This window comes from Streptomyces azureus, from assembly GCF_001270025.1.
Lineage (GTDB): Bacteria > Actinomycetota > Actinomycetes > Streptomycetales > Streptomycetaceae > Streptomyces > Streptomyces azureus.
In genome coordinates this window covers 55832-79376 of record NZ_DF968370.1, presented here as the reverse complement: position 1 = coordinate 79376, position 23545 = coordinate 55832, and the positions used below count along the sequence as shown (strand labels likewise).

Below are 23545 nucleotides of genomic sequence, written 5' to 3'. Positions count from 1 at the left end.
CGGTGAGGTCCACGGTGCGGGTGAGGCGCTTGTAGGCGTCGTCGGTGTGGACGGCGGCGGCCATCGAGGAGCCCGCGTACGGGCCGTACGGGTTGACCGCGCCGGCGAACTGTCCGGCGCCCTTGCTCGCGAACTGCGGGAACTCGTCGGCGGGCAGTTCGTCGGAGGTGACGCCGTACCGGCCCGCCTTGTCCAGGGGGTTGCCGGGCGCGCCGGCGAGCGGACCCGAGAAGCCGCCCAGCTCGCCGGAACCGGTGAAGCCGGTGGCTCCGGCGGCCGAGGTACGGCTGTAGGCGCCCAGGTAGTACTGGCTGAAGTCGTTCGACAGGGTGCCGCCGCCGAGGTCGACGCTGCCGCCGGCCTGCTCACCGGCCTCGATCAGCCTGCCGCCCTCGTTGAGGAAGGCGCGCAGCTGGAGCTGGGTGGCGTTGCCGGGGACGCTCGCGCCCGTGTAGTGGACGACGGTGTCGAAGTGGCTCAGCACCCCCAGCGCGTCCGGCGCCCCGCGCTCGGCGACGTCCCAGACGAGCGCCTTGCGGCCGTTGGCCTTGAGGGCGTCCACGTACTTCCGCGCCTGCGTGGCGGTCGCTCCCTCCTCGGCGATGACGAGGGTGTCCGCCTTGGGACGTTCGGCGACGGTGTAGGTGAAGCGCTTGCTGGAGACCGTCCTGCCGTTCCTCGTCTCCGCGGTGAACCACACCTCGACCTTGTCGCCGGGGCCGCCGTCCTTGACTTTCGCGCGGTACTCGTCGAAGTAGAGGTTGTCCTCACCGCCGTAGGTCTCGCCGCCCTTCCAGGGCTTGAGCGCCATGTCCTCGGTGCGGCCGCCGTTGACGCGGTACTTCAGCTCCTTGTCGCGCAGCGACTTGCGTGCGACGACGGAGACCTCCTGGTCGGCGCCGCGGGAGTACGACACCGGGAACGCGGCCGGGGTGAAGTCGGCGGCGCTCAGCCCGACCGACGAGGACGGCCGGTCGGGGTGGGATGCGGACTCGGCGACGGAGAGCGCGAACGGGACGTTCTTGGCGAACTCCTGCTGGATCAGCTTCTCGTCGTCCGGGAAGGTGAAGATCGACCGGCAGTCGGACGCCTTCCACTCGTCGTTCGGGTCGGCGTTGGAGGCCGACTGACAGGTCGACATCTCCGGGGTGAACATCGCCAGGCCGTTGACGTTCGCCGCGTGGCCGTCGGCCTCGCCGTTGGTGGTGTACAGCTCGGAGGAGACCTGCGGGTGGTAGCCGGGGATCGCGGGATTCTCGGGCGTACCGGCGAGCGCTTCGTACACGACGTCGTCGGGGGTGTGCGTAGCCACCTGCCAGCCGACTCCGTAGAGGATCAGTTCGGCGGCGGAGTGGTAGTTGATGCCGTACGTGAAGCCGATCCGCTTCTGGAAGGCATCCAGCGCCTGGGTCTCCGGCTCGGAGTTCGGGCCCGCGCCGCGGTAGGTCTCGCTGGTGGGGTTGGGGGACGAGCCCTCGTCGTCGTAGCCCCACTTGTAGGCGAAATTGCGGTTGAGGTCGACGCCGTCGCCGGTGCCGATGACGCCGTCGCCGTTGACGTCCCGCAGGTTCTTGCGCCACAGGCGGTTGGCGTCACTGGCGTGCGTGTGGTCGTAGCCGTCGGGGTTGGCCGAGATGACGAACCACAGTTCGGTGGAGTCGACGATCTTCTTGACGCGCCGGTCCTTCTTGTAGTTGTCCAGGTAGTGGTGCATCAGGCGCCGGGTCATCTCCGGCGTGATCCACTCACGCGCGTGCTGGTTGGACAGGTAGAGGACCGAGGGCTTGGAGCCGTCCTTCGTCTTCTTCGCGCCCTTGGTGAGCTTCAGCGCGAGGATGTCCTGGCCCTTGACCGTCTTGCCGATGGAGACGGCCTTGGTGAGGCCGGGGTTCTCCTGCGCGGTCCTGAGGATCTCCTCCTTGATGCCGCCCTTGCCGCCATAGGGGCGGAACACGCCCTCGGCGGCGTCAGCGACGCGGGCTTCCGCCTTGGTGGAGAGGTCGTGCTCGGCGAGGTCGACGCCCTGCTTCGCCAGCTTCTTCGCCTGCTGGTCGGTCAGGATGACCTCGATGGTGGCGGTGCCCTTCTCTGGCACCTGCTCGCTGAGTTCGTGGCCGTCCTGGCCGGCCGCGAGCAGCAGGGGTACCTGCTCGCGGGTGACGTCGGCGCGGAAGACCTTGACTTCGTCCGGGTCGGACGGGGGTGAACTGTCCGGTTGTGCCTGGGCGATGGGTGCGATGCTCGCTCCCCCGATCAGGAGCGCGCCGACAGCGAGGATCGATCTCGCTCTTCGTCTCATGAACCCCCCTAGCGTGGGTTCGCCACAGCAGCGAACAGATGCCAGGCTCATGACAGTCCATGATCGAGTCAAGAGTGCCCCAACGACACGCGAAAGCCGGTGCCGACCACCCAAGTGGAGGCCGGCACCGGCTTCTTGACGGACTGTGTGATCAGCCTACGAGGTTGTCGGCCAGCTCCTCGGAGAGGTTGGCCTCCGTGCCCGGGATGCCCAGGTCGGACGCGCGCTTGTCGGCCATGGCCAGCAGGCGGCGGATCCGGCCGGCCACGGCGTCCTTGGTCAGCGGCGGATCGGCGAGCGCGCCCAGCTCCTCCAGGGAGGCCTGCTTGTGATCCATGCGCAGCCGGCCGGCCGCGGCGAGGTGCTCGGGCACGTCCTCGCCGAGGATCTCAAGCGCGCGCTGCACCCGGGCACCGGCGGCGACCGCCGCGCGGGCCGAGCGGCGCAGGTTGGCGTCGTCGAAGTTGGCGAGCCGGTTCGCCGTGGCCCGCACCTCGCGGCGCATCCGGCGCTCCTCCCAGGCCAGCACCGACTCGTGGGCGCCGAGGCGGGTGAGCAGGGCGCCGATCGCGTCGCCGTCACGGACGACGACCCGGTCCACGCCGCGCACCTCGCGGGCCTTCGCGGGGATCTGGAGGCGGCGGGCGGCGCCTACCAGGGCGAGCGCTGCCTCGGGGCCCGGGCACGTCACCTCCAGGGAGCAGGAGCGGCCGGGCTCGGTGAGCGATCCGTGCGCCAGGAAGGCGCCCCGCCAGGCGGCCTCGGCGTCGCAGGTGGCCCCCGAGACCACCTGCGGGGGCAGGCCGCGGATCGGGCGGCCCCGCCCGTCGACCAGGCCGGTCTGACGGGCCAGCTGGTCACCGCCCGCGACGACGCGCACCACGTAGCGCGAGCCGCGGCGCAGTCCGCCCGGTGCCATCACGATCAGTTCCGAGCTGTGGCCGAAGATCTCCAGGATGTCCCGCTTGAGGCGGCGGGCCGCCATCGCCGTGTCCAGCTCCGCCTCGATCACAATCCGACCGCTCACCAGGTGAAGGCCGCCGGCGAACCGCAGAATGGCGGAGACCTCCGCCTTTCTGCAGCAGGTCCGGGTGACGGGGAGCCGGGAGATCTCGTCCTTCACCGCTGCCGTCATCGCCATGGGCCGATCCTTCCATGCATCCGAAAAATACGGTCGTACGCGGCGGCCAACAGCTCCGGGTCGTGCCTCGGGGTCCCGTCGGGCCGGGCCACCGGCGCCAGCTCGACCGCGGCCCCGAAGCGCTTGGCGGCGTCGGTCAGGGAGTCACGGTCGGGCACGGCGGCCTCGTCGGCCAGCACCACGTCCAGGGCGAGTTTAGGGGCGTGTCGTCCCAAAACCTCCAAATGACGCTGCGGGGAGAAGCCCTCTGTTTCTCCGGGCTGCGGGGCGAGGTTCAGGGAGAGTACCCGGCGGGCCTTGGTCTGCGTGAGCGCGTCCAGCAGCTCGGGCACCAGCAGATGCGGGATGACCGAGGAGAACCAGGAGCCGGGGCCCAGCACCACCCAGTCCGCGTCCAGGACGGCCTGGACCGCCTCGGGCACGGCGGGCGGGTCATGCGGCACGACGTGCACGGACTGCACCTCGCCCGGGGTGAGGGCGACAGTGGCCTGGCCGCGGACCGTGTCCACCTCGTCCGGGCGGGCCGGGTCGTGCCCCTTCACCAGGGCCTGGAGCTCCAGCGGGACGGCGGACATGGGCAGCACGCGCCCCTGCGCGCCGAGCAGCCGCCCGACCAGGTCGAGGGCCTGGACGTGGTCGCCGAGCTGCTCCCACAGGGCGACGATCAGCAGGTTGCCGACCGCGTGCTCGTGCAGGTCGCCCTTGGACTGGAAACGGTGCTGGATGACGCGCGCCCAGGTCTGGCCCCAGTCGTCGTCACCGCACAGCGCGGCCAGTGCCTTGCGCAGGTCGCCGGGCGGCAGCACGCCCAGTTCGTCACGCAGCCGGCCGCTGGAGCCGCCGTCGTCGGCCACGGTGACGACGGCGGTGAGGTCGCCGGTGATCCGGCGCAGCGCGGCGAGCGAGGCGGATAGGCCCATGCCGCCGCCGAGGGCGACGACCTTGGGCTGGGTGCCCCGGCGGCGGGGTCTGCCGCCGCGGGCCTCGGCGGGCCGGCCGCTCCTTCCGTCGGTGCTGCCGTCGGGCACCACCCGGCGCAGCCGGCTCAGCCGCGGAGTACGTCGTGTCATTCGCGTCCCATGTCCCGGTGTACGACCACCGTCTCCACGCCCTCGGCGGCGAGCCGGGCGGCGAGCTTCTCCGACATGGCGACCGAGCGGTGCTTGCCGCCCGTGCAGCCCACGGCGATGGTCACGTAGCGCTTGCCCTCACGGCGGTAGCCGGTGGCGATGAGCTGGAGGAGCTCCGTGTAGCGGTCGAGGAACTCCTTGGCACCGGGCTGGTTGAAGACGTACCCGGACACTTCGTCGTTGAGGCCCGTGTACGGGCGCAGCTCCGGGACCCAGTGCGGATTCGGCAGGAAGCGGCAGTCGACGACCAGGTCGGCGTCGACCGGCAGACCGTACTTGTAGCCGAAGGACATGACCGTGGCCCGCAGCTCCGGCTCCTCCTCGCCGGCGAACTGGGCGTCCATCTTGGCGCGCAGCTCGTGCACGTTGAGGCTGGAGGTGTCGATCACCAGGTCGGCGTCGCCGCGCAGCTCTCGCAGCAGCTCTCGCTCGGCGGCGATGCCGTCGACGATCCGCCCGTCGCCCTGGAGGGGGTGCGGGCGGCGCACCGACTCGAAGCGGCGCACCAGGGCGTCGTCGGAGGACTCCAGGAAGACGATCCTCCGGGTGACGTTCTTCGCCTCCAGGTCGGCCAGGGACTCGCGGAGGTTGTCGAAGAAGCGGCGGCCGCGGACGTCGACGACGACGGCGATCCGGGCCACGTTGCCCTGGGAGCGGGCGCCGAGCTCCACCATGGTGGGGATCAGCGCGGGCGGCAGGTTGTCGACGACGAACCAGCCGAGGTCCTCCAGGCACTTCGCGGCCGTGGAGCGGCCGGCCCCGGACATGCCGGAGATGATCACCAGCTCGGGGATGGCCGCGTCCGGGACCGCGTTCTTCTCGTTGGGCGTGCCCGTACTCACCTGTGCTCCGTCTCCGGCTTGCTCTTCTTGCCCGTCGTGCTCGTTCACATTCATGTCTCCTGCCCCCGTCGTTCGTCCGGGGCGCCCGCCGTCACGGGCTCCCCACTGGAACCCATGGTGCCGGGTTCCTCTTCCATGATCTCTCCAGTCGCCGTGTTGACGGCGGGTGCGGCCGGGGCCGCCTGGGCGAGGGCCGCCACGATCGTCTCGGCGGTCTTGCGGCCTATGCCGGGAACCTCGCAGATCTGGTCGATGGTGGCGGATCGCAGTCTCTTCAACGAACCGAAGTGCTTCAGGAGTGCCTGCTTGCGCGTGTCCCCGAGCCCCGGGACGTCGTCCAGGGGGCTGGACCGGAAGCGCTTGGACCGCTTGGTGCGCTGGTAGGTGATCGCGAAGCGGTGGGCCTCGTCACGGACCCGCTGGAGCAGGTACAGGCCCTCGCTGGTGCGGGGGAGGACCACCGGGTCGTCGTCGCCGGGCAGCCAGACCTCCTCCAGGCGCTTGGCGAGGCCGCACACGGCGATGTCGTCGATGCCGAGGTCGTCCAGGGCCCGCTGGGCGGCCGCGACCTGCGGGGCGCCGCCGTCGACGACCACGAGCTGCGGCGGGTAGGCGAACTTCTTGGGGCGCCCGTCGTCCTCGGTGGGGCTCGTTCCGATGATCTCGCCGGTCTCAGCGGTCTCGCCGTTCTCAGCGGTCTCGCTGGCCTCGCCGTCCGCCCACTCGCCCGTCTTCTCCTTCTCGGCGAGGTAGCGGCGGAAGCGGCGGGTGATCACCTCGTGCATGGAGCGGACGTCGTCCTGCCCGGCGAAGCCCTTGATCTGGAAGCGGCGGTACTCGCTCTTGCGGGCCAGGCCGTCCTCGAAGACGACCATGGAGGCCACCACGTCGTCGCCCTGGAGGTGGGAGATGTCGTAACACTCGATCCGCAGCGGGGCGCTGTCCAGGTCGAGCGCGTCGGCGATCTCCTCCAGGGCGCGCGAGCGCGTGGTCAGGTCCGAGGCGCGCTTGGTCTTGTGCAGGACGAGCGCCTGCTGGGCGTTGCGCTGCACCGTCTCCATGAGGGCCTTCTTGTCGCCGCGCTGCGGGACGCGCAGGGAGACGCCCGAGCCGCGCCGGCCGGTGAGCCACTCCTGGACGGGCTCCACCGGGTCGGGCAGGGCGGGGACCAGCACCTCCTTGGGGACGGCATCGCCCGTCTCCTCGCCGTACAGCTGCTGGAGGGCGTGCTCCACGAGGGCGCCGGTGGTGATCTCCTCCACCTTGTCGGTGACCCAGCCGCGCTGGCCGCGCACGCGTCCGCCGCGCACGTGGAAGATCTGGACGGCCGCTTCCAGTTCGTCCTCGGCGACCGCGATCAGATCGGCGTCGGTCGCGTCGGCGAGCACGACCGCGTTCTTCTCCATGGCCTTCTTCAGGGCCCCGATGTCGTCGCGCAACCGGGCCGCCCGCTCGTACTCCATCTCCTCGGCCGCCTCGCCCATCTGCTTCTCCAGGCGGCGGATGTACGTGTTCGTACGGCCGGTCATGAAGTCGCAGAACTCGTCGGCCAGTTCGCGGTGCTCCTCGGCGGAGACCCGGTCCACGCAGGGGGCCGAGCACTTGTCGATGTAACCGAGGAGACAGGGGCGGCCCGTGCGGGCGGCGTTCTTGAAGACGCCGGCCGAGCAGGTGCGCACGGGGAAGACGCGCAGCAGGAGGTCGACGGTGTCGCGGATCGCCCACGCGTGCGCGTACGGCCCGAAGTAGCGGACGCCCTTCTTCTTGTGACCGCGCATCACCTGCACGCGCGGGAACTCCTCGTTCATCGTCACCGCGAGGTACGGGTAGCTCTTGTCGTCGCGGTACTTGACGTTGAACCGGGGGTCGTACTCCTTGATCCACGAGTACTCCAGCTGGAGCGCCTCGACCTCCGTGGACACCACCGTCCATTCCACGGACGCGGCCGTGGTGACCATGGAGCGGGTGCGCGGGTGCAGGCCCGCCAGGTCCTGGAAGTAGTTCGCCAGCCGCTGGCGCAGGCTTTTCGCCTTTCCGACGTAGATCACCCGGCGGTGCTCGTCACGGAACCTGTAGACCCCCGGCGAGTCGGGGATCTCACCCGGTTTGGGGCGGTAGCTGGAGGGGTCGGCCATGTCTCACACCCTACTGGCGAGCACCGACAGTCCGGCGGGGCGGCGGGGCACGATCAGGGTCCGGCGGCAGGCGATTTCCAATGGCATGTCCCGCACCGGGGTTACGGCAGGCCGGTAGCGGGAATGCAGGCTTCCCATGGAGACACGGCGACGTCCGGCGGACGGAGGCCGTGTCGGTGCAGACACACGTTGTCAGGCGGACCGGCCGCTCCCGGAGCGGAACGGGCCACGGGTCGGAGGGCTGCGCAGATGAAGCGGATGCGGATCGAGAAGAGCCGGCGGGCCGTCCGAGCCCGCCGGTACACGGACGAGCCGTTCGCGCTGCGCGACGCGCTGGACCCCCGTGACCCCGACATAGTGCGGGCCAAGCGCCTGGCCCTCGAGGAGCCGGGCGGAGGCGAACGCTCCTAGAAGCTCACCCTCTGTCGCGAACGCCCGGGGCGCACGCCCCGGGCGTTCGCATGTCCGGACGGACCCGGCCGGGAGTACGTCACTGTCCGGCATCAGGTGTTGTCGGGGCCAGGTCAACACGCTTCAATGCGGGGGAACTCGGGGCCCTGAACGACGGCGTACGGATGTGAAGACCTCCCTGCGCCGGCGGGACGGGTCCCGGGCGGCCCGCGCGAACGGCCTGACCAGCCGTCGCCGACTCACAGAGAGGCCCCTGCATGCCGCACGCCCCACAGCACGCGGACGTCGCCACCGCGGAACTGGACTCGGCACTGCGAGGCGGCCCCTTCCATGTCGCCCTGCGTGCCGCGATCGCCGCCCGCGGGCTGCCGCTGCAACGCGTGCAGCACCATCTCTCCCGCCAAGGAGTGAAGGTCGGTGTGACCAGCCTGAGTTACTGGCAGCAGGGGGCCAGGCGCCCGCAGCGCCCCGAGTCGCTGCGGGCCGTGCGCGCGCTGGAGGAGATCCTGGAGCTTCCCGAGGAGTCGCTGATCCGGCTGCTCGCCGAGTCCGGCGAAGGCACGTCCGGGCAGCGGTCCGCGGCCCGCTCCTACCGCTCCCTCGTCGAGGCCTCCGGGGTCCTGGACCAACTGCTGGCCGAGCTGGACTGCCCGCCGGACGGCGGTCTGCACACCCTCGGGCACCACGAGCGGCTGCGGATAGGGGCGCGGCGCGAGCTGGCCGAGCGGGAGTCACACCACATCGTGCGCGCCCACCGGGACGGTGTCGACCGCTTCGTGGCCGTCCACCACGGTGACCGGGGGGCCGTACCGGAGCGCATGAGGGTGCACGCGCTGGAGAACTGCCGTACGGGACGCGTCCGTTGGCACGACGACACGGGATTGCTCGCGGCCGAGCTGCTCTTCGACACCCGGCTGCGGGCCGGCGACACGTTCCTGTTCCGCTTCGGCGTCGAGGACGGCACGGCGGGTGTGTCACACGAGTACCTCCGCGGCTTCGACGCCCCCGGCGGCCAGTACGCGCTCCAGGTGTGCTTCGACGCGGCGGCCCTGCCCGTGCGCTGCCACCGTTTCGCCCAGCACTCGGCGGTGGCCCCGCGCACCGGCTGCCAGGACCTGGCGCTGAGCGGACGGCACCGGTCGGTGCACCTGGTCGAGCCGCGGGTGCGCACCGGGTTCCTGGGGATCGGCTGGGACTGGGAGTAGCGCGGGCATCGCCTCGCCCCCGCCGCCGGACCGACGGCGGGACCGTTTCCGGCCCGTGGCCGCGATAGGACGTAAACGCTTGCGCAAGCGTTTACGTCGGGCGTCGGATGCGATACGTTCCCGCCGGAAGAGGAGGAGGGAACGCCATGGCGACCATGGCCGATGTCGCACGGAGTGCCGGAGTCTCCGTGGCGACCGTCTCGCACGTCCTGAACGGCACCCGGCCGGTGCTGCCGCACACCCGGCAGGCGGTTCTGGACGCCGTGGAGGAGCTGGGCTACACCACGAACACGCTGGCGCGTTCCCTGGTGACGGCACGCACCCGGTCCATCGGGCTGGCGGTGTCGGCGATCAGCAACCCGTACTTCACGGAGATCCTCCAGGGCGTCGAGGCCGGCGCCCTGGAGCACGGCTACAGCCTCCTCATCGCCGATCCGCACGACGACCCGGAGCACGAGCGCAAGGTCGTGCAGCTGCTGCACGAGCGCCGGGTGGACGGCATGATCGTCGCGCCCTCCGCGGATCCGCGCGGACTGCTCGCCTACCTGGGCCGGCACGAGGTACCGGCCGTCTTCCTCGACCGGCTGGTGGACGCCCCGGACGGCGGACCGCGCTTCGACCAGGTCTGCGCCGACAACGCCGAACCGACGTCCCGGCTGGTCACCCATCTCGCCGGTCTCGGCCATCGCCGGATCGGGCTGGTGGCGGGACGGCCGGGGCTCAGCACCACGAGCGAGCGGATCACCGGCTACCGGAGCGGCCTCGCGTTCGCGGGGCTGCCGTACGACGAACGGCTCCTGGTGCACGGCGCCTCGGAGTCGGCCGGCGCCGAACAGGCCACCGCCGCCCTGCTGTCCCTCGCCGTGCCGCCCACCGCGCTGGTCACCGGCAACAACGCCATGACCATCGGGGCGCTGCGGTCCCTGCGCGCGCACGGCCTGTCCGTGCCCGGCGACATCGCGCTGTGCTGCTTCGACGACTTCGCCTGGGCGGACCTGTTCTCGCCCCGGCTCACCGCCATCGCGCAGCCCAGCAGGGACATCGGCGCCCGGGCCGTACGCGTGCTCCTGGAACGTCTCGCCGAGCCGGACCGGTCCGCCCGGACCGTGCGGCTCCCCTGCACCTTCGTCCACCGCACGTCGTGCGGCTGCCCCGAGGAGCCGGGGCAGTCCGTGCGGCTTGAGCAGCATGAGCAGCCCGCGCAGTCCGAGAGAGGAACCGTCGCATGATCGTCGTCGCCGGTGAGGCACTGATCGACCTGGTACCGCGGGGCACGGGCGCCCTGGCGGCACTCCAGCCGGCGCTCGGCGGCGGCCCGTACAACACGGCGGTGGCGCTGGGCCGTCTCGGCTCCCCCGCCGCCTTCTGCTCCCGGGTGTCGTACGACGCCTTCGGGGAGGCCCTGCTCGACCGCCTGCGGGAGACCGGGGTGGACGTGTCGTCGGTGCAGCGCGGCACCGAGCCCACGACCCTCGCCGTCGCCACGGTCGGTGCGGACGGCTCGGCGGCGTACTCCTTCTACGTCGACGGGACGGCGGACCGGCTGTTCACGGCGCCCGCCGCGCTGCCGCCCGGCACCCGGGCCGTCTCCTTCGGGACCTGTTCGCTGGTGCTGGAGCCGGGGGCGAGCGCCTACGAGGAGCTGATGCGTGCGGCGGCCGCGCAGGGTGTGTTCACCACGCTGGACCCGAACATCAGGGCCGGGCTGATCCGGGACGCGGACGCCTACCGGGCGCGGTTCAAGAGCTGGCTGCCGTCGGTGTCGCTGCTGAAGCTGTCCGAGGAGGACGCCCAGTGGCTCGGCGGCACGCCCCAGGAGTGGCTGGCGGCCGGCCCCGCGGCGGTCGTGATCACCCGGGGCGGCGACGGGCTGACCGCCTTCACCACCGGCGGCGAGTACGCGGTGCCGGGCGAGCGGGTGGAGGTCGTGGACACGATCGGCGCGGGCGACACGGTGAACGCGGCGCTGCTGCACGGGCTCGCGGCACGCGACGCGCTCAGCGGGCGGGCGCTGGCCGCGCTGGGGCCAGAAGGCTGGACGGGGCTGCTGGGCTTCGCGGCCCGTGCGGCGGCGGTCACCTGCTCCCGGGCCGGTGCGGAACCGCCGTACGCGCACGAGCTGGAGGGCTGACGCTCGAAGCGCCCCCCGCACATCGCGGGCATCAGCGTCGACCAGCTCGACCTGCCGTTCGTGGAGCCGAAGGACGCCTGAGTGCACAACGACGCGCCGTGCCCCACAGGAAGTTCCTGTGGGGCACGGCGCGTCGGCGGGAGCCCTCAGCCCTTGGTCGTCCGCGTCGTCTTCTTCGCGGCGGCCTTCGTGGACTTCGCGGCTGTCTTCTTGGCCGCGGTGCTGTCGACCGTCCTGGTGGCGGTCCTGTTTGCCCTGGTCTGGGCCGGCACCGTCTTCTTCGCCGCCGTCTTGCGCGGGGCCTTCACCGAGGACGCGTCGCTGATCCGGTCGGCGCCGAGGACCTCGCGCAGGAACTTGCCGGTGTGGCTGGCCGGGACCGCGGCGACCTCCTCGGGCGTGCCCTCGGCGACGACCAGGCCGCCGCCGGCGCCGCCTTCGGGGCCCATGTCGACGACCCAGTCGGCCGTCTTGATCACGTCGAGGTTGTGCTCGATGACGATGACCGTGTTGCCCTTGTCGACCAGTCCGGACAGGACCGTCAGCAGCTTGCTGATGTCCTCGAAGTGCAGACCGGTGGTCGGCTCGTCCAGGACGTAGACCGTGCGGCCGGTGGAGCGGCGCTGGAGCTCGCTGGCGAGCTTGACGCGCTGTGCCTCACCGCCGGACAGGGTGGTCGCGGACTGGCCGAGCCGGACGTAGCCGAGGCCGACGTCCTTGAGGGTCTTCATGTGGCGGGAGATCGCGGGGACCGCCTCGAAGAACTCCGTGGCCTCCTCGATCGGCATGTTCAGGACGTCGGCGATGGACTTGCCCTTGTAGTGGACCTCCAGGGTCTCCCGGTTGTACCGGGCGCCGTGGCAGACCTCGCACGGGACGTAGACGTCCGGGAGGAAGTTCATCTCGATCTTGATGGTGCCGTCGCCCGAGCAGTTCTCGCAGCGGCCGCCCTTGACGTTGAAGGAGAAGCGGCCCGGCATGTAGCCGCGGACCTTCGCCTCGGTGGTCTCGGCGAACAGCTTGCGGATGTGGTCGAAGACGCCGGTGTACGTGGCCGGGTTGGATCGCGGGGTGCGGCCGATGGGCGACTGGTCGACGTGCACGACCTTGTCGACGAGGTCGTCGCCGTCCACGCGCGTGTGCCGCCCGGGCACGTTCCTCGCGCCGTTCAGCTCGCGGGCCAGGTGCGTGTACAGGATGTCGTTGACCAGGGTCGACTTGCCGGAGCCGGACACGCCGGTGACGGCGGTGAACACGCCCAGCGGGAACGAGACGTCGATGTCCTGGAGGTTGTTCTCCCGGGCGCCGTGCACCGTGAGCCGCCGGGACGGGTCGACCGGGCGCCGGATGTCGGGCAGCGGGATGGCCTTCTTGCCGGACAGATACTGGCCGGTCTGCGACTCGTCGTTGGCGAGCAGCTCCTTCAGGGAGCCGCTGTGCACGACCTTGCCGCCGTGCTCACCGGCGCCGGGGCCGATGTCGACGACCCAGTCGGCGGTCTTGATGGTGTCCTCGTCGTGCTCGACGACGATGAGCGTGTTACCCATGTCGCGCAGCCGGACCAGGGTCTCGATCAGCCGGTGGTTGTCGCGCTGGTGCAGGCCGATGGACGGCTCGTCGAGGACGTACAGCACGCCGACGAGGCCGGAGCCGATCTGGGTGGCCAGGCGGATGCGCTGGGCCTCGCCGCCCGAGAGGGTGCCGGCCGCGCGGTTCAGCGAGAGGTAGTCCAGACCAACGTCGACGAGGAACCGCAGCCGCTCGTTGACCTCCTTCAGGACGCGCTCGGCGATCTTCTTGTCGCGGGCGCTGAGCTTCAGCTCCCTCAGGAAGTCCGCGCAGTCGCTGATCGACATCGCGGAGACCTCCGCGATGGACTTGTCCATGATCGTGACCGCGAGGACGATCGGCTTCAGGCGCGTGCCCTCACAGGTCGGGCAGGGCACCTCGCGCATGTAGCCCTCGAAGCGCTCACGGCTGGCGTCGCTCTCGGCCTCGCTGTGCCGGCGCTTGACGAAGGGGACGGCGCCCTCGAAGGCCGTGGTGTATCGGCGCTCGCGCCCGTAGCGGTTGCGGTAGCGGACCTCGACCTGGGTCTTGTGGCCGTGGAGGAGGGCCTTCTTGGCACGCTGCGGGAGGCCCGCGAAGGGGATGTCCGTGCGGAAGCCGAGGGCGTCGGCGAGTGCGCCGATCAGGCGGCCGAAGTAGTCCTTGGTGTGGCCGTGCGACCAGGGGTGGATGGCACCCTCGTCGAGGCTCTTGTCCGGGTCCGGGACGATGAGCTCCGCGTCGACCTCCATGCGCGTGCCGATGCCGGAGCAGTCCGGGCAGGCGCCGAAGGGCGAGTTGAAGGAGAAGGAGCGCGGCTCCAGCTCCTCGAAGGACAGGTCGTCGTACGCGCAGTACAGATGCTCCGAGTACATGCGCTCGCGCTCGGGGTCGTCCTCGGGGAGGTCGACGAAGTCGAGTACGACCATGCCGCCGGACAGGCCGAGGGCGGTCTCGACGGAGTCGGTGAGACGGCGCTTGGCGCCTTCCTTGACCGTGAGGCGGTCGACGACCACCTCGATGGTGTGCTTCTCCTGCTTCTTCAGCGTGGGCGGGTTCGACAGCTGGATGGTCTCGCCGTCGACCCGCGCGCGGGAGTAGCCCTTGGTCTGGAGGTCGGCGAAGAGATCGACGAACTCGCCCTTGCGCTCGCGCACCAGCGGCGAGAGCACCTGGAAGCGGCTGCCCTCCGGCAGCTCCAGGACCTTGTCGACGATGGCCTGCGGCGACTGGCGCGAGATCGGGCGGCCGCACTCGGGGCAGTGCGGCTTGCCGATGCGCGCGAAGAGCAGACGCAGGTAGTCGTAGACCTCGGTGATGGTGCCGACCGTGGAGCGCGGGTTGCGCGAGGTCGACTTCTGGTCGATGGAGACGGCCGGGGACAGGCCCTCGATGAAGTCGACGTCCGGCTTGTCCATCTGGCCGAGGAACTGCCGGGCGTACGAGGAGAGCGACTCCACGTAGCGCCGCTGTCCCTCGGCGAAGATGGTGTCGAAGGCCAGCGAGGACTTGCCCGACCCCGACAGGCCCGTGAAGACGATGAGCGAGTCGCGCGGGAGGTCGAGCGAGACGTTCTTGAGATTGTGCTCGCGCGCTCCACGAACGATGAGACGGTCGGCCACGCCGGTCCGCACCTTTCTTGAGAGAAGTGACAGGGGCGGGGCCCCCGTCTTTCCCAGACTAGGGGGAGCCACTGACAACGCCGGTCGGATTCACGGGTTGCCAACAAACCCCGGCTTTCCAGCATGCCCGACGTCACGCCCGACCATATAGCACGTGCTTTCGATTACCGGCACCGGTTCGCCACCTTCACCCGAAGGTGTGGCGGCATTAGGGTCAGCACCATGATTGATCACGGTCATGACCTGGCGTCTGTACATGCCGCTACGGAACGGCTGCTCATCGCAGTCGGCAAACTGGACAACGCCTCTGTGACGCAGCCGTCACGGCTTCCCGGCTGGACCCGGGGCCACGTGCTGGCCCACGTCGCCCGCAACGCCGACGCCCTCGTGAACGTCCTGGAGGGCCGGCCCATGTACGTCTCCGGCGAGGCCCGGGACGCCGACATCGAGCGGGACGCCCCGCGCCCCCTCGACGTCCAGCTCGCCGACCTGCGCGAGAGCGCGGCCCGCTTCCAGGAGGCCGGGGCCGCTCCCGCGGACTGGTCGCGCACGGTGGAGCTGCGTGGCGGGGTCACGGACTCCGCGTCGCGGGTGCCGTTCCGGCGGTGGGTGGAGGTGGAGCTGCACCACGTGGACCTGGGGATCGGGTACGAGCTGGAGGATCTGCCTGCGGAGTTCACCGAGCGTGAGATCGCCTTCCTGGCCGACCGGTTCGCCGGTCATCCCGACGTACCGCCCACGCGCCTCACGGACGGCACGCGCGCGTGGAGCACGGGACGGGAGACGGACGACGGGCCCGAGGTGACCGTCACCGGTTCCCCGGCGGACCTGCTGGGCTGGCTCGCCGGCCGCCGCACGGGAGCCGCGCTGACGGTGGACGGCGGCCCGCTTCCGGCGCTGCCCCCGCTGTAGGGCCCGTGCCACTCCCCCGCTATAGGCTGGCGGACATGACGTACAGCGGACAGGTGACGGTCGGCGGACCTGCCGACGTGCACGAGCTCAAGGACCTGATGATCACCAAGATCGCGGTCGGTCCGATGAACAACAACGCCTATCTGCTGCGCTGCCGGGCGACGGACGAGCAGTTGCTCATCGACGCCGCGAACGAGGCGGAGACACTGCTCGGCATGATCGGTGACGACGGCATCGCGTCCGTCGTCACGACCCACCAGCACGGCGATCACTGGCAGGCACTCGCCGAGGTCGTGTCGGCCACCGGCGCCCGCACGTACGCGGGCCGGGACGACGCCGACGGCATCCCGGTGCGGACCGACGTGCTGGTCGACGACGGCGACACCATCCGGGTGGGGCGCGTGGAGCTCACCGCGCGCCACCTGGTCGGGCACACGCCCGGTTCGATCGCCCTCGTCTACGACGACCCGCACGGGCATCCCCATGTGTTCACCGGGGACTGCCTCTTCCCCGGCGGTGTGGGCAACACTCACAAGGACCCCAAGGCGTTCGCCAGTCTCATCCGCGATGTGGAGACCAAGATCTTCGACGTCCTCCCGGACGAGACGTGGGTCTACCCGGGGCACGGGAACGACACGTCACTGGGCGCGGAGCGCCCGCATCTGCCGGAGTGGCACGCGCGCGGGTGGTAGGGGGCCGCGCGGGGCGCACGCGCGTGGAACATTGGGCCGCGCACGCGCCCCGTGTGAATCGTTCACACACGCCGGTGTCGTACGTACGCTCCCCCTGCATGTAGTTGCGTAGTCAACTGGTAGGAGCCCCGCACAGGATGACGGCTCCTGGGCGGATGGGCCGCCGGTCTGTCGATCCCCGCCCTCGGCCGGCGGCCCCGGCGACCGCCGAACCCGGCGCGCGCCAGGGAGTGTTCACAAGAACGCAACACCCGCTCCCACCATGTGAGCACATTCCGTCGTGACCTCGACAAACGAGACCGGCGGCTGCCAATCTCGCGCCATGCATCCTGCCCCGCGCGCCATGCGCCGCGCTGCCGCCGCCGTCACCGCCGCCCTGCTCGCCGCCGCCGTCGGCTGTGCACCGCAGCCGGAGGAGCCCGCGGCCGGCACGTCCTCGGCCGGAAACACCTGCCAGAAGGGCAAGTTGGCCACCCGGACCGGGGGCAAGCTGACAATCGCCACCGACGAACCCGCCTACGAGCCGTGGTTCAAGGACGACGACCCCGCGAGCGGCAAGGGCTTCGAGTCGGCGGTCGCGTACGCCGTCGCCCGGCACCTCGGCTACGGCAAGGACAAGGTGGTCTGGCAAACCGTCCCGTTCAACAAGGCCTTCGCGCCCGGCGAGAAGACGTTCGACTTCGACATCAACCAGGTGTCCGTCAGCGACGAGCGCAAGAAGGCCGTGGACTTCTCGTCCGGCTACTACGACGTGCGCCAGGCCGTCGTCGCCCTGAAGGGCTCCGAGGCGGCGAAGGCGAAGAGCGTCGCGGACCTGAAGGACGTGAAGCTGGGCGCCCAGGTCGGCACCACCAGCCTCGACTACATCGACGACGTGGTGCGGCCCACGCGGGCTGCCGCCGTGTTCGCCAAGAACGACCAGGCCAAGTCAGCGCTGAGGAACGGCCAGGTCGACGCCATCGTCGTGGACCTGCCGACCGCCTTCTACATCACCGGGGCCGAGATCACGGACGCGACGATCGTCGGCCAGTTCGAGAACCAGGGCGGTACGCCGGAACAGTTCGGTCTCGTCCTCGACAAGGGCAGCGCGCTCACCTCCTGCGTCTCCCGGGCCGTGGACGCGCTGCGCGAGGACGGCACGCTCGCGAGGATCGAGCAGCAGTGGCTGTCGGACGCCGTCGACGCTCCGGTGCTCAAGTGACGGTGAACAAGGAGGAGCCGACGGTGGGCTCCGGCGAGCACGACGCGCAGGACGGTTACGTGCCGTCGCAGCGGCGTGTGGACCGTGAGCGCTACAAGCGCGCCCGCGCCCGGCGCGCCACGGCGATCGGCGCGCTCTCGACCCTCGTCACCGGAGCCGTCCTCTACCTGGTCGTCGTCAACGCCCCGGGCTGGCCGCGCACCAAGGAGACCTTCTTCGACTGGGGGTATGCGCGCGAGGCGCTCCCGAAGGTCCTCGAAGGGCTGTGGCTGAACGTCCGGCTGCTGCTGATCTGCGGGGCCGCCGTGCTCGTCCTCGGCATGCTGATCGCCGTGGCCCGTACGCTGCGCGGCCCGGTGTTCTTCCCGCTGCGCGTCCTGGCCGCCGCCTACACGGATTTCTTCCGGGGGCTGCCGCTCATCATCAACCTGATGATCGTGGTCCTCGGCGTCCCGGCGCTGCGGCTCCAGGGGGTGACCGTCGACCCGGTGCTCCTCGGCGGCACCGCGCTCACCCTGACGTACTCGGCGTACGTCGCCGAGGTGTTCCGGGCCGGCATCGAGTCCGTGCACCCCTCGCAGCGCGCCGCTGCCCGCTCGCTCGGGCTCAGCAACCGGCAGGCGCTGCGGTACGTGGTGCTGCCCCAGGCGGTGCGCCGCCAGGTGCCGCCGCTGCTGAACGACCTGGTCTCGCTCCAGAAGGACACCGGGCTCGTCTCGATCGGCGGTGCGGTGGACGCCGTACGGGCCGCCGACATCATCGTGGGCCGCAGCCTCAACTACACGCCGTACATCGTCGCGGGTCTGGTCTTCGTCGCGCTGACCATTCCCATGACCCGCTTCACGGACTGGGTGACGGCACGGATGGACCGCCGGCGGGCCCAGGGAGGAATCACATGAGCGACGCGCCCGTGCTGCGCATGGAGTCCGTCCGCAAGACCTTCGGCGGTTCGGTCGTGCTGCGGGACGTCGACCTGGAGGTCGCCCCGCACACGGTCACCGCGCTGATCGGCGCCTCCGGCTCCGGCAAGTCCACCCTGCTGCGGTGCGCGAACCTGCTGGAGGAGATCGACGACGGGGCGATCTGGCTGGACGACGAGGAGATCACCGACCCGCGTGTCGACCAGGACGCCGTGCGCCGCCGGATCGGTGTCGTCTTCCAGGCGTACAACCTGTTCCCGCACATGACGGTTCTCGAGAACATCACGCTCGCTCCGCGCCGGGTGCACGGCGTACCGCGTGCCGAGGCCGAGGCACGCGCGCGTGAGCTGCTGGAGCGGCTCGGGCTCGGCGGGAAGGCGGCCGAGTACCCGGACCGGCTGAGCGGCGGCCAGCAGCAGCGGGCGGCGATCGTCCGCGCCCTGGCCGTACGGCCCCGGCTGCTGCTGCTCGACGAGATCACCGCCGCCCTCGATCCCGAGCTGGTGGGCGAGGTCCTCACCGTCGTCCGCGACCTGAAGGGTGAGGGCATGACCATGGTGCTGGCCACGCACGAGATGGGCTTCGCCCGGGAGGTCGCCGACCAGGTGTGTTTCCTGGAGGGCGGCGTGGTGCTGGAAAGCGGCACCGCCGAGCAGGTCTTCGGGGAACCACGGCAGGAGCGCACGCGGCGCTTTCTGCGGCGGATCGTGGAGGCGGGGCGGTTGTGATCGTGGCGGCGGGGCGGTTGCAGAAGATCTCAGGCGTCGGCGTGCCCCGCCCCGGCCAGTGCCGCGACCCGCTCCACGCCGAACACGTACCCCTGCACCCCACAGCCCGCGATGACTCCGTCGGCACGTAGCGAGACGTAGGAGTGGTGCCGGAACGACTCACGCTTGTGGATGTTGGAGATGTGGACCTCCAACACCGGCATGCCGTCACAGGTGTTGAGGGCGTCCAGGATGGCGACGGAGGTGTGCGAGTAGGCGCCCGGATTGATCACGATGCCGCAGTGGTTCAGCCGCCCCTCGTGGATCCAGTCCACGAGTTCGCCCTCGTGGTTGGACTGGCGGAAGTCGACCGTGCCGCCGTGCGCGGCCGCCGCCTTGGCACACAGGGCCTCGACGTCGGCGAGGGTGTCGGAGCCGTAGATCTCCGGCTGCCGCTGGCCGAGCAGGTTCAGGTTGGGGCCGTTGAGGATCATGATCGGGGCGTTGGCCAGGGTGCGGGGCACGCGGTTCCTCCGGTCCGTTCGGGGTCGGGCGGCCCGTGGCGGACCGCTGCTCGGACCCGGTTTATCACGGTGCGCCGACGGCCCGCCGGGCCGTAGCCTCCCGGCATGACGAGCTTCTCCTACCCGCCCAAGCCGTCCCCGGGTGACCGCATCGCCGTGCTCTCGCCCTCCTCCGGTCTGCCGGGGCTTTTCCCGCTCCCCTACGAGCTGGGCCTGGAGCGGCTGCGCAAGGAGTACGGGCTGGAGCCGGTCGAGTATCCGGCGACCCGCAGGATGGGCTCCACGCCCCAGGAGCGGGCCGACGACATCCACGCGGCCTTCGCCGACCCGGACATCAAGGCGGTCATCGCGTCCATCGGCGGGGACGACCAGATCACCGTGCTGCCGCTGCTGGACCGGGAGTTGATCCGGGCCAACCCGAAGCCGTTCTTCGGGATGAGCGACAACACGAACCTGCTCGCCCACCTCCACAACAGCGGCATCGTCGCCTTTCACGGGGCGACGGTGATGTGCGAGCTGGGGCGCCCGGTGGCCATGCACCCGCAGACCGCCGAGTCCCTGCGCGCCGCCCTGTTCACCTCCGGCCCGTACGAGCTGCGGCCCGCCGAGCGGTGGCGTGACATCGACCGGGACTGGGCGGATCCGGCGACCTTCGACGCGGAGCCGGAGACCCGGCCCGGGACCGGCTGGACCTGGATCAACGCCGAGCGGGTGGTCGAGGGCCGCAGTTGGGGCGGCTGCCTGGAGATCCTCGGCTGGCTGCTGATGGCCGACCGCGAGATCGCACACGACCTGTCCGAGTACGACGGCGGTGTGCTGCTCCTGGAGACCTCGGAGGACATGCCGAGCGCCACGGAGGTCTTCCGCACCCTGCGCAACATGGGCGAACGCGGGCTGCTCCAGCGCTTCTCGGCCCTCCTCATGGGCCGCCCGAAGACCTGGTCCTTCGAGCACCCCAACAGCCCGGAGGAGGCCGCTCGTTACGCGTCCGGCCAGCGTGAGGCCGTCCTGAGCGCCGTGCGGGCCTATGCCCCCGACATCACGATCGTCTTCGACGTCGACTTCGGACACACGGATCCGCAGCTGGTGATCCCGTACGGGGGCACCGTGCGCGTGGACGGACCGGGCCGGCGCATCACGGTCACGTACTGAGTGCCCCGGGGCCTCCGCGCCCCCGTAACCCGCCGTCACTGTGGGTAGTTGACGCGGCATGCACGACGTACGCACCGTAAAGGCCCCGCCCATGCCACGCCTCGCGGTCGCCTCGCTAGCCGGCACGGCCATCGAGTTCTACGACTTCTTCGTCTACGGCACCGCGGCGGCCCTGATCCTGGGGCCACTGTTCTTCCCGACCTTCTCGCCGGTGGCGGGCACACTGGCCGCCTTCGCCACCTTCGGGGTGGGCTTCATCGCGCGGCCGCTGGGGTCGGTGCTGTTCGGGCACATCGGAGACCGGCGGGGGCGGCGGCCGGTCCTCGTCGGCTCCCTGCTGCTGACCGGTGCCTCCACGGTCGCGGTCGGCTGCGTGCCGACGTACGAGACGATCGGCGTGGCCGCTCCCCTGCTGCTCCTGGTGCTGCGTTTCCTCCAAGGGCTGGGGCTCGGTGGGGAGTGGGGCGGGGCGGTGCTGCTGACGGTGGAGCACGCGCCCGCCGGGCGGCGCGGGCTGTGGTCGAGCTTCCCTCAGGTCGGGCCCGCGCTGGGGTTCCTGCTCGCCAACGGTGTGGTGCTGGGGCTGTCGGCGACGCTGTCCGAAGCGCAGTTCGCCTCGTGGGGGTGGCGGGTGCCGTTCTGGGCGGCGGGGGCGCTGGCCGTGGCGGGGCTGTGGCTTCGTTCGTCGCTCGCCGAGAGCCCCAGTTTCCTCCAGATGGACGACCACGCGCGCGTGCCGCTCGTCGAGGTCCTGCGCGACCACTGGCGCCTGCTCCTGCTGACCGGCGGGGCGCTCGCGATCGGCTACGCGATCTTCTACGCCGTGACGACCTGGTCGCTCGCCTACGGGACGGAACGGCTCGGGGTGAGCCGCAGCGTCATGCTGACCTGCATCATGGGCGCGGTGGTCGTGAAGGGCGCGCTCACGCCGCTGGTAGCCCTGCTCGGGGACCGGTACGGCCGCCGTCCCCTGTGCCTGGCCGGGTGCGCGGCCGCCGCCCTGTGGATGTTCCCGATGGTCGCACTCCTCGCCACCGGCGCGCCGTTGCCGATGTTCCTCGGCTTCCTCGGCGCGATGCTCGCGTTCATCACGATGTTCGCCGTGATCGCCGCGTATCTCCCGGAGTTGTACGAGCCTCGGGTGCGCTGCACGGGCGCCGCGGTCGGCTACAACCTCGGCGGCGTCCTCGGGGGCGCGCTCACGCCGATCGTGGCGACGGCGCTGGCCGAGCAGAGCGGGCGGGTGCCCTGGGGCGTGGCCGCGTATCTGACGGCGATCGCGCTGTTCAGCCTGGCGTGCTTCGCGCTGTTGCCGGAGACGCGTCCGGTGCCGGTGGCGGCGGCTGCGGAGACTGCCTCTGGGTGACCTCGGCGGTGGTGCGCGTAAACGCTTGCACGAGCGTTTACGCGCGTCCGCGCCGAACGTCTACGGAATGATCGCCAGCTCCAGATACGCCGCGAACCGCACCAGATGGACTCCGCCCTGTAGCGGAGTGGCCGGGCCCGGCACCACGGTCAGCGAAGCCACCACCACGGTCAGGGCGAGCAGCACCATGTGCGTGGCACCCAGGCCGAGCACCAGCGGGCCGGACAGCCAGACGGACGCGAGCGCGACCGCTGGGATGGTCAGGCCGATGCTGGCCATGGCCGAGCCGAGGGCGAGGTTCAGGCTGGTCTGCACGCGGTCGCGGCGCGCGGAGCGCGGCGCGGCGACGGTCTCCGGAAGCAGCACCAGCAGCGCGGTGATCACACCGACGACGGCATGGTGCAGCCCGGCGGCCTCCACCCCGGGCTCGATGGTGGGCGACACCCCTTTGGCCGAACCCACCACACCGACCAGCGCCAAGCCGAGCAGCCCCAGGGCTGATCAGGGCCGTACGGGCGGTCGACGCCGCCGCGTGTTCCTCCGCCGTGATCACCTCGCCGTGCGGGTGATCGGCAGGAAATAGTCCCGGTGCCGCACGGTCTGCGTCGCGACGAACAGTCCGTAGAGGACCAGCGAGGAGAGCGCGGCGAAAGTCCGCTGGACGGTGGAGGACTCCGGGCCGGGCTTGGTCGTGGTGAACGTCGGCAGGACCAGGCTGAGCGTGGCCAGTGTGGCGACGGTCGCGAGTGCGGCGCCGGTGCCCTCGGGATTGAAGACGGCCGTGCCGTGCCGCAGGGAGGCGACCAGGAGGCAGAGGCCGACGATGCCGTTGCAGGTGATCATGACGGCTGCGAAGACCGTGTCCCGGGCCAGTGTCGAACCCTTGTCCCCGCCGTCGGCCATCAGGGTGACGATGAGGGCGACCTCGATGATCGTGACAGCGATGGCGAGGACGAGGCAGCCGAACGGTTCGCCGACCCGGCGGGCCACCACCTCGGCGTGGTGCACGGCGGCCAGGACGGCTCCCGCAAGGACCAGAGTCATCAGCGCGACCACCGCGGCCGGCAGATCGCGCCCCCAGGTGAAGACCAGCAGCACGGCCGCGAGCGAGGGCACCAGGGTCGTCCACTGTGCCGTGAGCGGCCCGCGCCGAGCGATCATGCAGCGATCGTCGCAAAGTGACGGGGCCCCGCACTCCGGTCGTGCGGGGCCCCGTCATGCGTGCCGCGGGCTACGCGAAGCGCATGCCGCGCAGCTACGCGAGTTCGCGCTGGTCCACGAGGTCGCAGTTGGTGTACACCCGCTCGCCGATGCAGAGCGCGCTCAGTTGCTCCGCCATCCTGCTGGTCTCGGGATCGTTGCTGTTGCGCATGGCCTCCTCGTAGGAATCGAACTCGATCAGCGCCAGATAGCGGCGCGGATTGTCGCGGTCCTTCAGAAGCATGCGCTGTGTAGGGCCGCCCGGCCGCCCGGCGAAGCGCCTCCCCGCCTCCTCGAACACTCGCTCCATCTCGTCCATGCGCTCGGTCTCGAAGTCGATGATCTGTACGAACTTCATGGCACCTCCAGCCGGCCACGGCGTCCCCGGGGCGGGGAACGCGCTCAAG

The 23545-nt window shown here is 70.9% G+C and carries 19 protein-coding genes and 1 pseudogene; 11 read left to right on the top strand and 9 right to left on the bottom strand.

Annotated features, from left to right (window positions below):
• The 5 genes from AOQ53_RS30585 to uvrC form a co-directional block, all read right to left on the bottom strand.
• Positions 1–2299 (bottom strand): M14 family metallopeptidase (locus tag AOQ53_RS30585; protein WP_059422183.1); only part of this gene is annotated, 2299 nt, incomplete at its 3' end.
• 151 nt (positions 2300–2450) lie between these two features.
• Positions 2451–3440, bottom strand: coding sequence for a DNA-binding protein WhiA (gene whiA / locus AOQ53_RS30580; protein WP_059422182.1), 990 nt, complete (start codon positions 3438–3440; stop codon positions 2451–2453).
• Positions 3431–4510 carry a gluconeogenesis factor YvcK family protein gene (locus AOQ53_RS30575; protein WP_059422181.1) on the bottom strand — a complete coding sequence of 360 codons (1080 nt, stop codon included), beginning with the start codon at positions 4508–4510 and terminating at the stop codon, positions 3431–3433. Before AOQ53_RS30575 ends, whiA begins: the two co-directional genes overlap by 10 nt.
• Positions 4507–5466 carry an RNase adapter RapZ gene (gene rapZ / locus AOQ53_RS30570; protein WP_078945577.1) on the bottom strand — a complete coding sequence of 320 codons (960 nt, stop codon included), beginning with the start codon at positions 5464–5466 and terminating at the stop codon, positions 4507–4509. The genes AOQ53_RS30575 and rapZ overlap by 4 nt, the downstream gene beginning before the upstream one ends.
• Positions 5463–7547, bottom strand: coding sequence for an excinuclease ABC subunit UvrC (gene uvrC / locus AOQ53_RS30565; RefSeq protein ID WP_059422178.1), 2085 nt, complete (start codon positions 7545–7547; stop codon positions 5463–5465). Before uvrC ends, rapZ begins: the two co-directional genes overlap by 4 nt.
• A 249-nt stretch (positions 7548–7796) precedes the next feature.
• Between uvrC and AOQ53_RS44945 the strand changes: the two genes are divergently transcribed.
• The 4 genes from AOQ53_RS44945 (at position 7797) to AOQ53_RS30550 (ending at position 11294) form a co-directional block, all read left to right on the top strand.
• A complete protein-coding gene (locus AOQ53_RS44945) occupies positions 7797–7958 on the top strand; it encodes a hypothetical protein (protein WP_167745781.1) in 162 nt (53 codons plus the stop codon).
• 257 nt (positions 7959–8215) lie between these two features.
• Positions 8216–9163 (top strand): hypothetical protein, encoded by a 948-nt coding sequence (locus tag AOQ53_RS30560; RefSeq protein ID WP_059422176.1) that lies wholly within the window; start codon positions 8216–8218, stop codon positions 9161–9163.
• Between the two features lie 146 nt (positions 9164–9309).
• Positions 9310–10392: a LacI family DNA-binding transcriptional regulator gene (locus AOQ53_RS30555; RefSeq protein WP_059422174.1), complete on the top strand. Its 1083-nt coding sequence runs from the start codon at positions 9310–9312 to the stop codon at positions 10390–10392.
• Positions 10389–11294: a carbohydrate kinase family protein gene (locus AOQ53_RS30550; RefSeq protein WP_059422173.1), complete on the top strand. Its 906-nt coding sequence runs from the start codon at positions 10389–10391 to the stop codon at positions 11292–11294. The genes AOQ53_RS30555 and AOQ53_RS30550 overlap by 4 nt, the downstream gene beginning before the upstream one ends.
• Positions 11295–11440: 146 nt before the next feature.
• Here the strand turns inward: AOQ53_RS30550 and uvrA are convergent, their stop codons facing one another.
• Positions 11441–14464: an excinuclease ABC subunit UvrA gene (uvrA, locus tag AOQ53_RS30545; RefSeq protein WP_059422172.1), complete on the bottom strand. Its 3024-nt coding sequence runs from the start codon at positions 14462–14464 to the stop codon at positions 11441–11443.
• A gap of 222 nt (positions 14465–14686) precedes the next feature.
• Here uvrA and AOQ53_RS30540 point away from each other — a divergent pair, with 222 nt between their 5' ends.
• From AOQ53_RS30540 to AOQ53_RS30520, 5 genes are all read left to right on the top strand, one after another.
• On the top strand, positions 14687–15376 hold the full coding sequence (locus AOQ53_RS30540; RefSeq protein ID WP_059422171.1) for a maleylpyruvate isomerase family mycothiol-dependent enzyme: 690 nt from the start codon (positions 14687–14689) through the stop codon (positions 15374–15376).
• A gap of 35 nt (positions 15377–15411) precedes the next feature.
• Positions 15412–16068 (top strand): MBL fold metallo-hydrolase, encoded by a 657-nt coding sequence (locus tag AOQ53_RS30535; protein WP_059422170.1) that lies wholly within the window; start codon positions 15412–15414, stop codon positions 16066–16068.
• Positions 16069–16390: 322 nt separating this feature from the next.
• Positions 16391–17269 (top strand): ABC transporter substrate-binding protein, encoded by an 879-nt coding sequence (locus AOQ53_RS30530; RefSeq protein WP_059422168.1) that lies wholly within the window; start codon positions 16391–16393, stop codon positions 17267–17269.
• Entirely contained in the window at positions 17266–18168 is a 903-nt protein-coding gene (locus AOQ53_RS30525) for an amino acid ABC transporter permease (protein ID WP_059422167.1), read from the top strand. Before AOQ53_RS30530 ends, AOQ53_RS30525 begins: the two co-directional genes overlap by 4 nt.
• Positions 18165–18917 (top strand): amino acid ABC transporter ATP-binding protein, encoded by a 753-nt coding sequence (locus AOQ53_RS30520; RefSeq protein WP_059422166.1) that lies wholly within the window; start codon positions 18165–18167, stop codon positions 18915–18917. The genes AOQ53_RS30525 and AOQ53_RS30520 overlap by 4 nt, the downstream gene beginning before the upstream one ends.
• A gap of 29 nt (positions 18918–18946) precedes the next feature.
• Here the strand turns inward: AOQ53_RS30520 and aroQ are convergent, their stop codons facing one another.
• The gene (aroQ, locus tag AOQ53_RS30515) at positions 18947–19420 is read right to left on the bottom strand and encodes a type II 3-dehydroquinate dehydratase (RefSeq protein ID WP_059422163.1); all 474 of its coding nucleotides are present in this window, start codon (positions 19418–19420) and stop codon (positions 18947–18949) included.
• Positions 19421–19525: 105 nt separating this feature from the next.
• Here aroQ and AOQ53_RS30510 point away from each other — a divergent pair, with 105 nt between their 5' ends.
• Together AOQ53_RS30510 and AOQ53_RS30505 are read left to right on the top strand one after the other, a co-directional pair.
• Complete coding sequence (locus AOQ53_RS30510; RefSeq protein WP_059422161.1) at positions 19526–20572, top strand: S66 family peptidase; 1047 nt, start codon at positions 19526–19528, stop codon at positions 20570–20572.
• 91 nt (positions 20573–20663) lie between these two features.
• Positions 20664–21938 carry an MFS transporter gene (locus AOQ53_RS30505; RefSeq protein WP_059422189.1) on the top strand — a complete coding sequence of 425 codons (1275 nt, stop codon included), beginning with the start codon at positions 20664–20666 and terminating at the stop codon, positions 21936–21938.
• Between the two features lie 60 nt (positions 21939–21998).
• On the opposite strand, the pseudogene AOQ53_RS30500 reads toward AOQ53_RS30505, so the two are convergent.
• Both AOQ53_RS30500 and AOQ53_RS30495 read right to left on the bottom strand, forming a co-directional pair.
• Positions 21999–23099, bottom strand: a pseudogene (locus tag AOQ53_RS30500) (calcium:proton antiporter).
• Positions 23100–23193: 94 nt separating this feature from the next.
• On the bottom strand, positions 23194–23496 hold the full coding sequence (locus AOQ53_RS30495; protein WP_059422160.1) for a hypothetical protein: 303 nt from the start codon (positions 23494–23496) through the stop codon (positions 23194–23196).
• Positions 23497–23545: the final 49 nt, after the last annotated feature.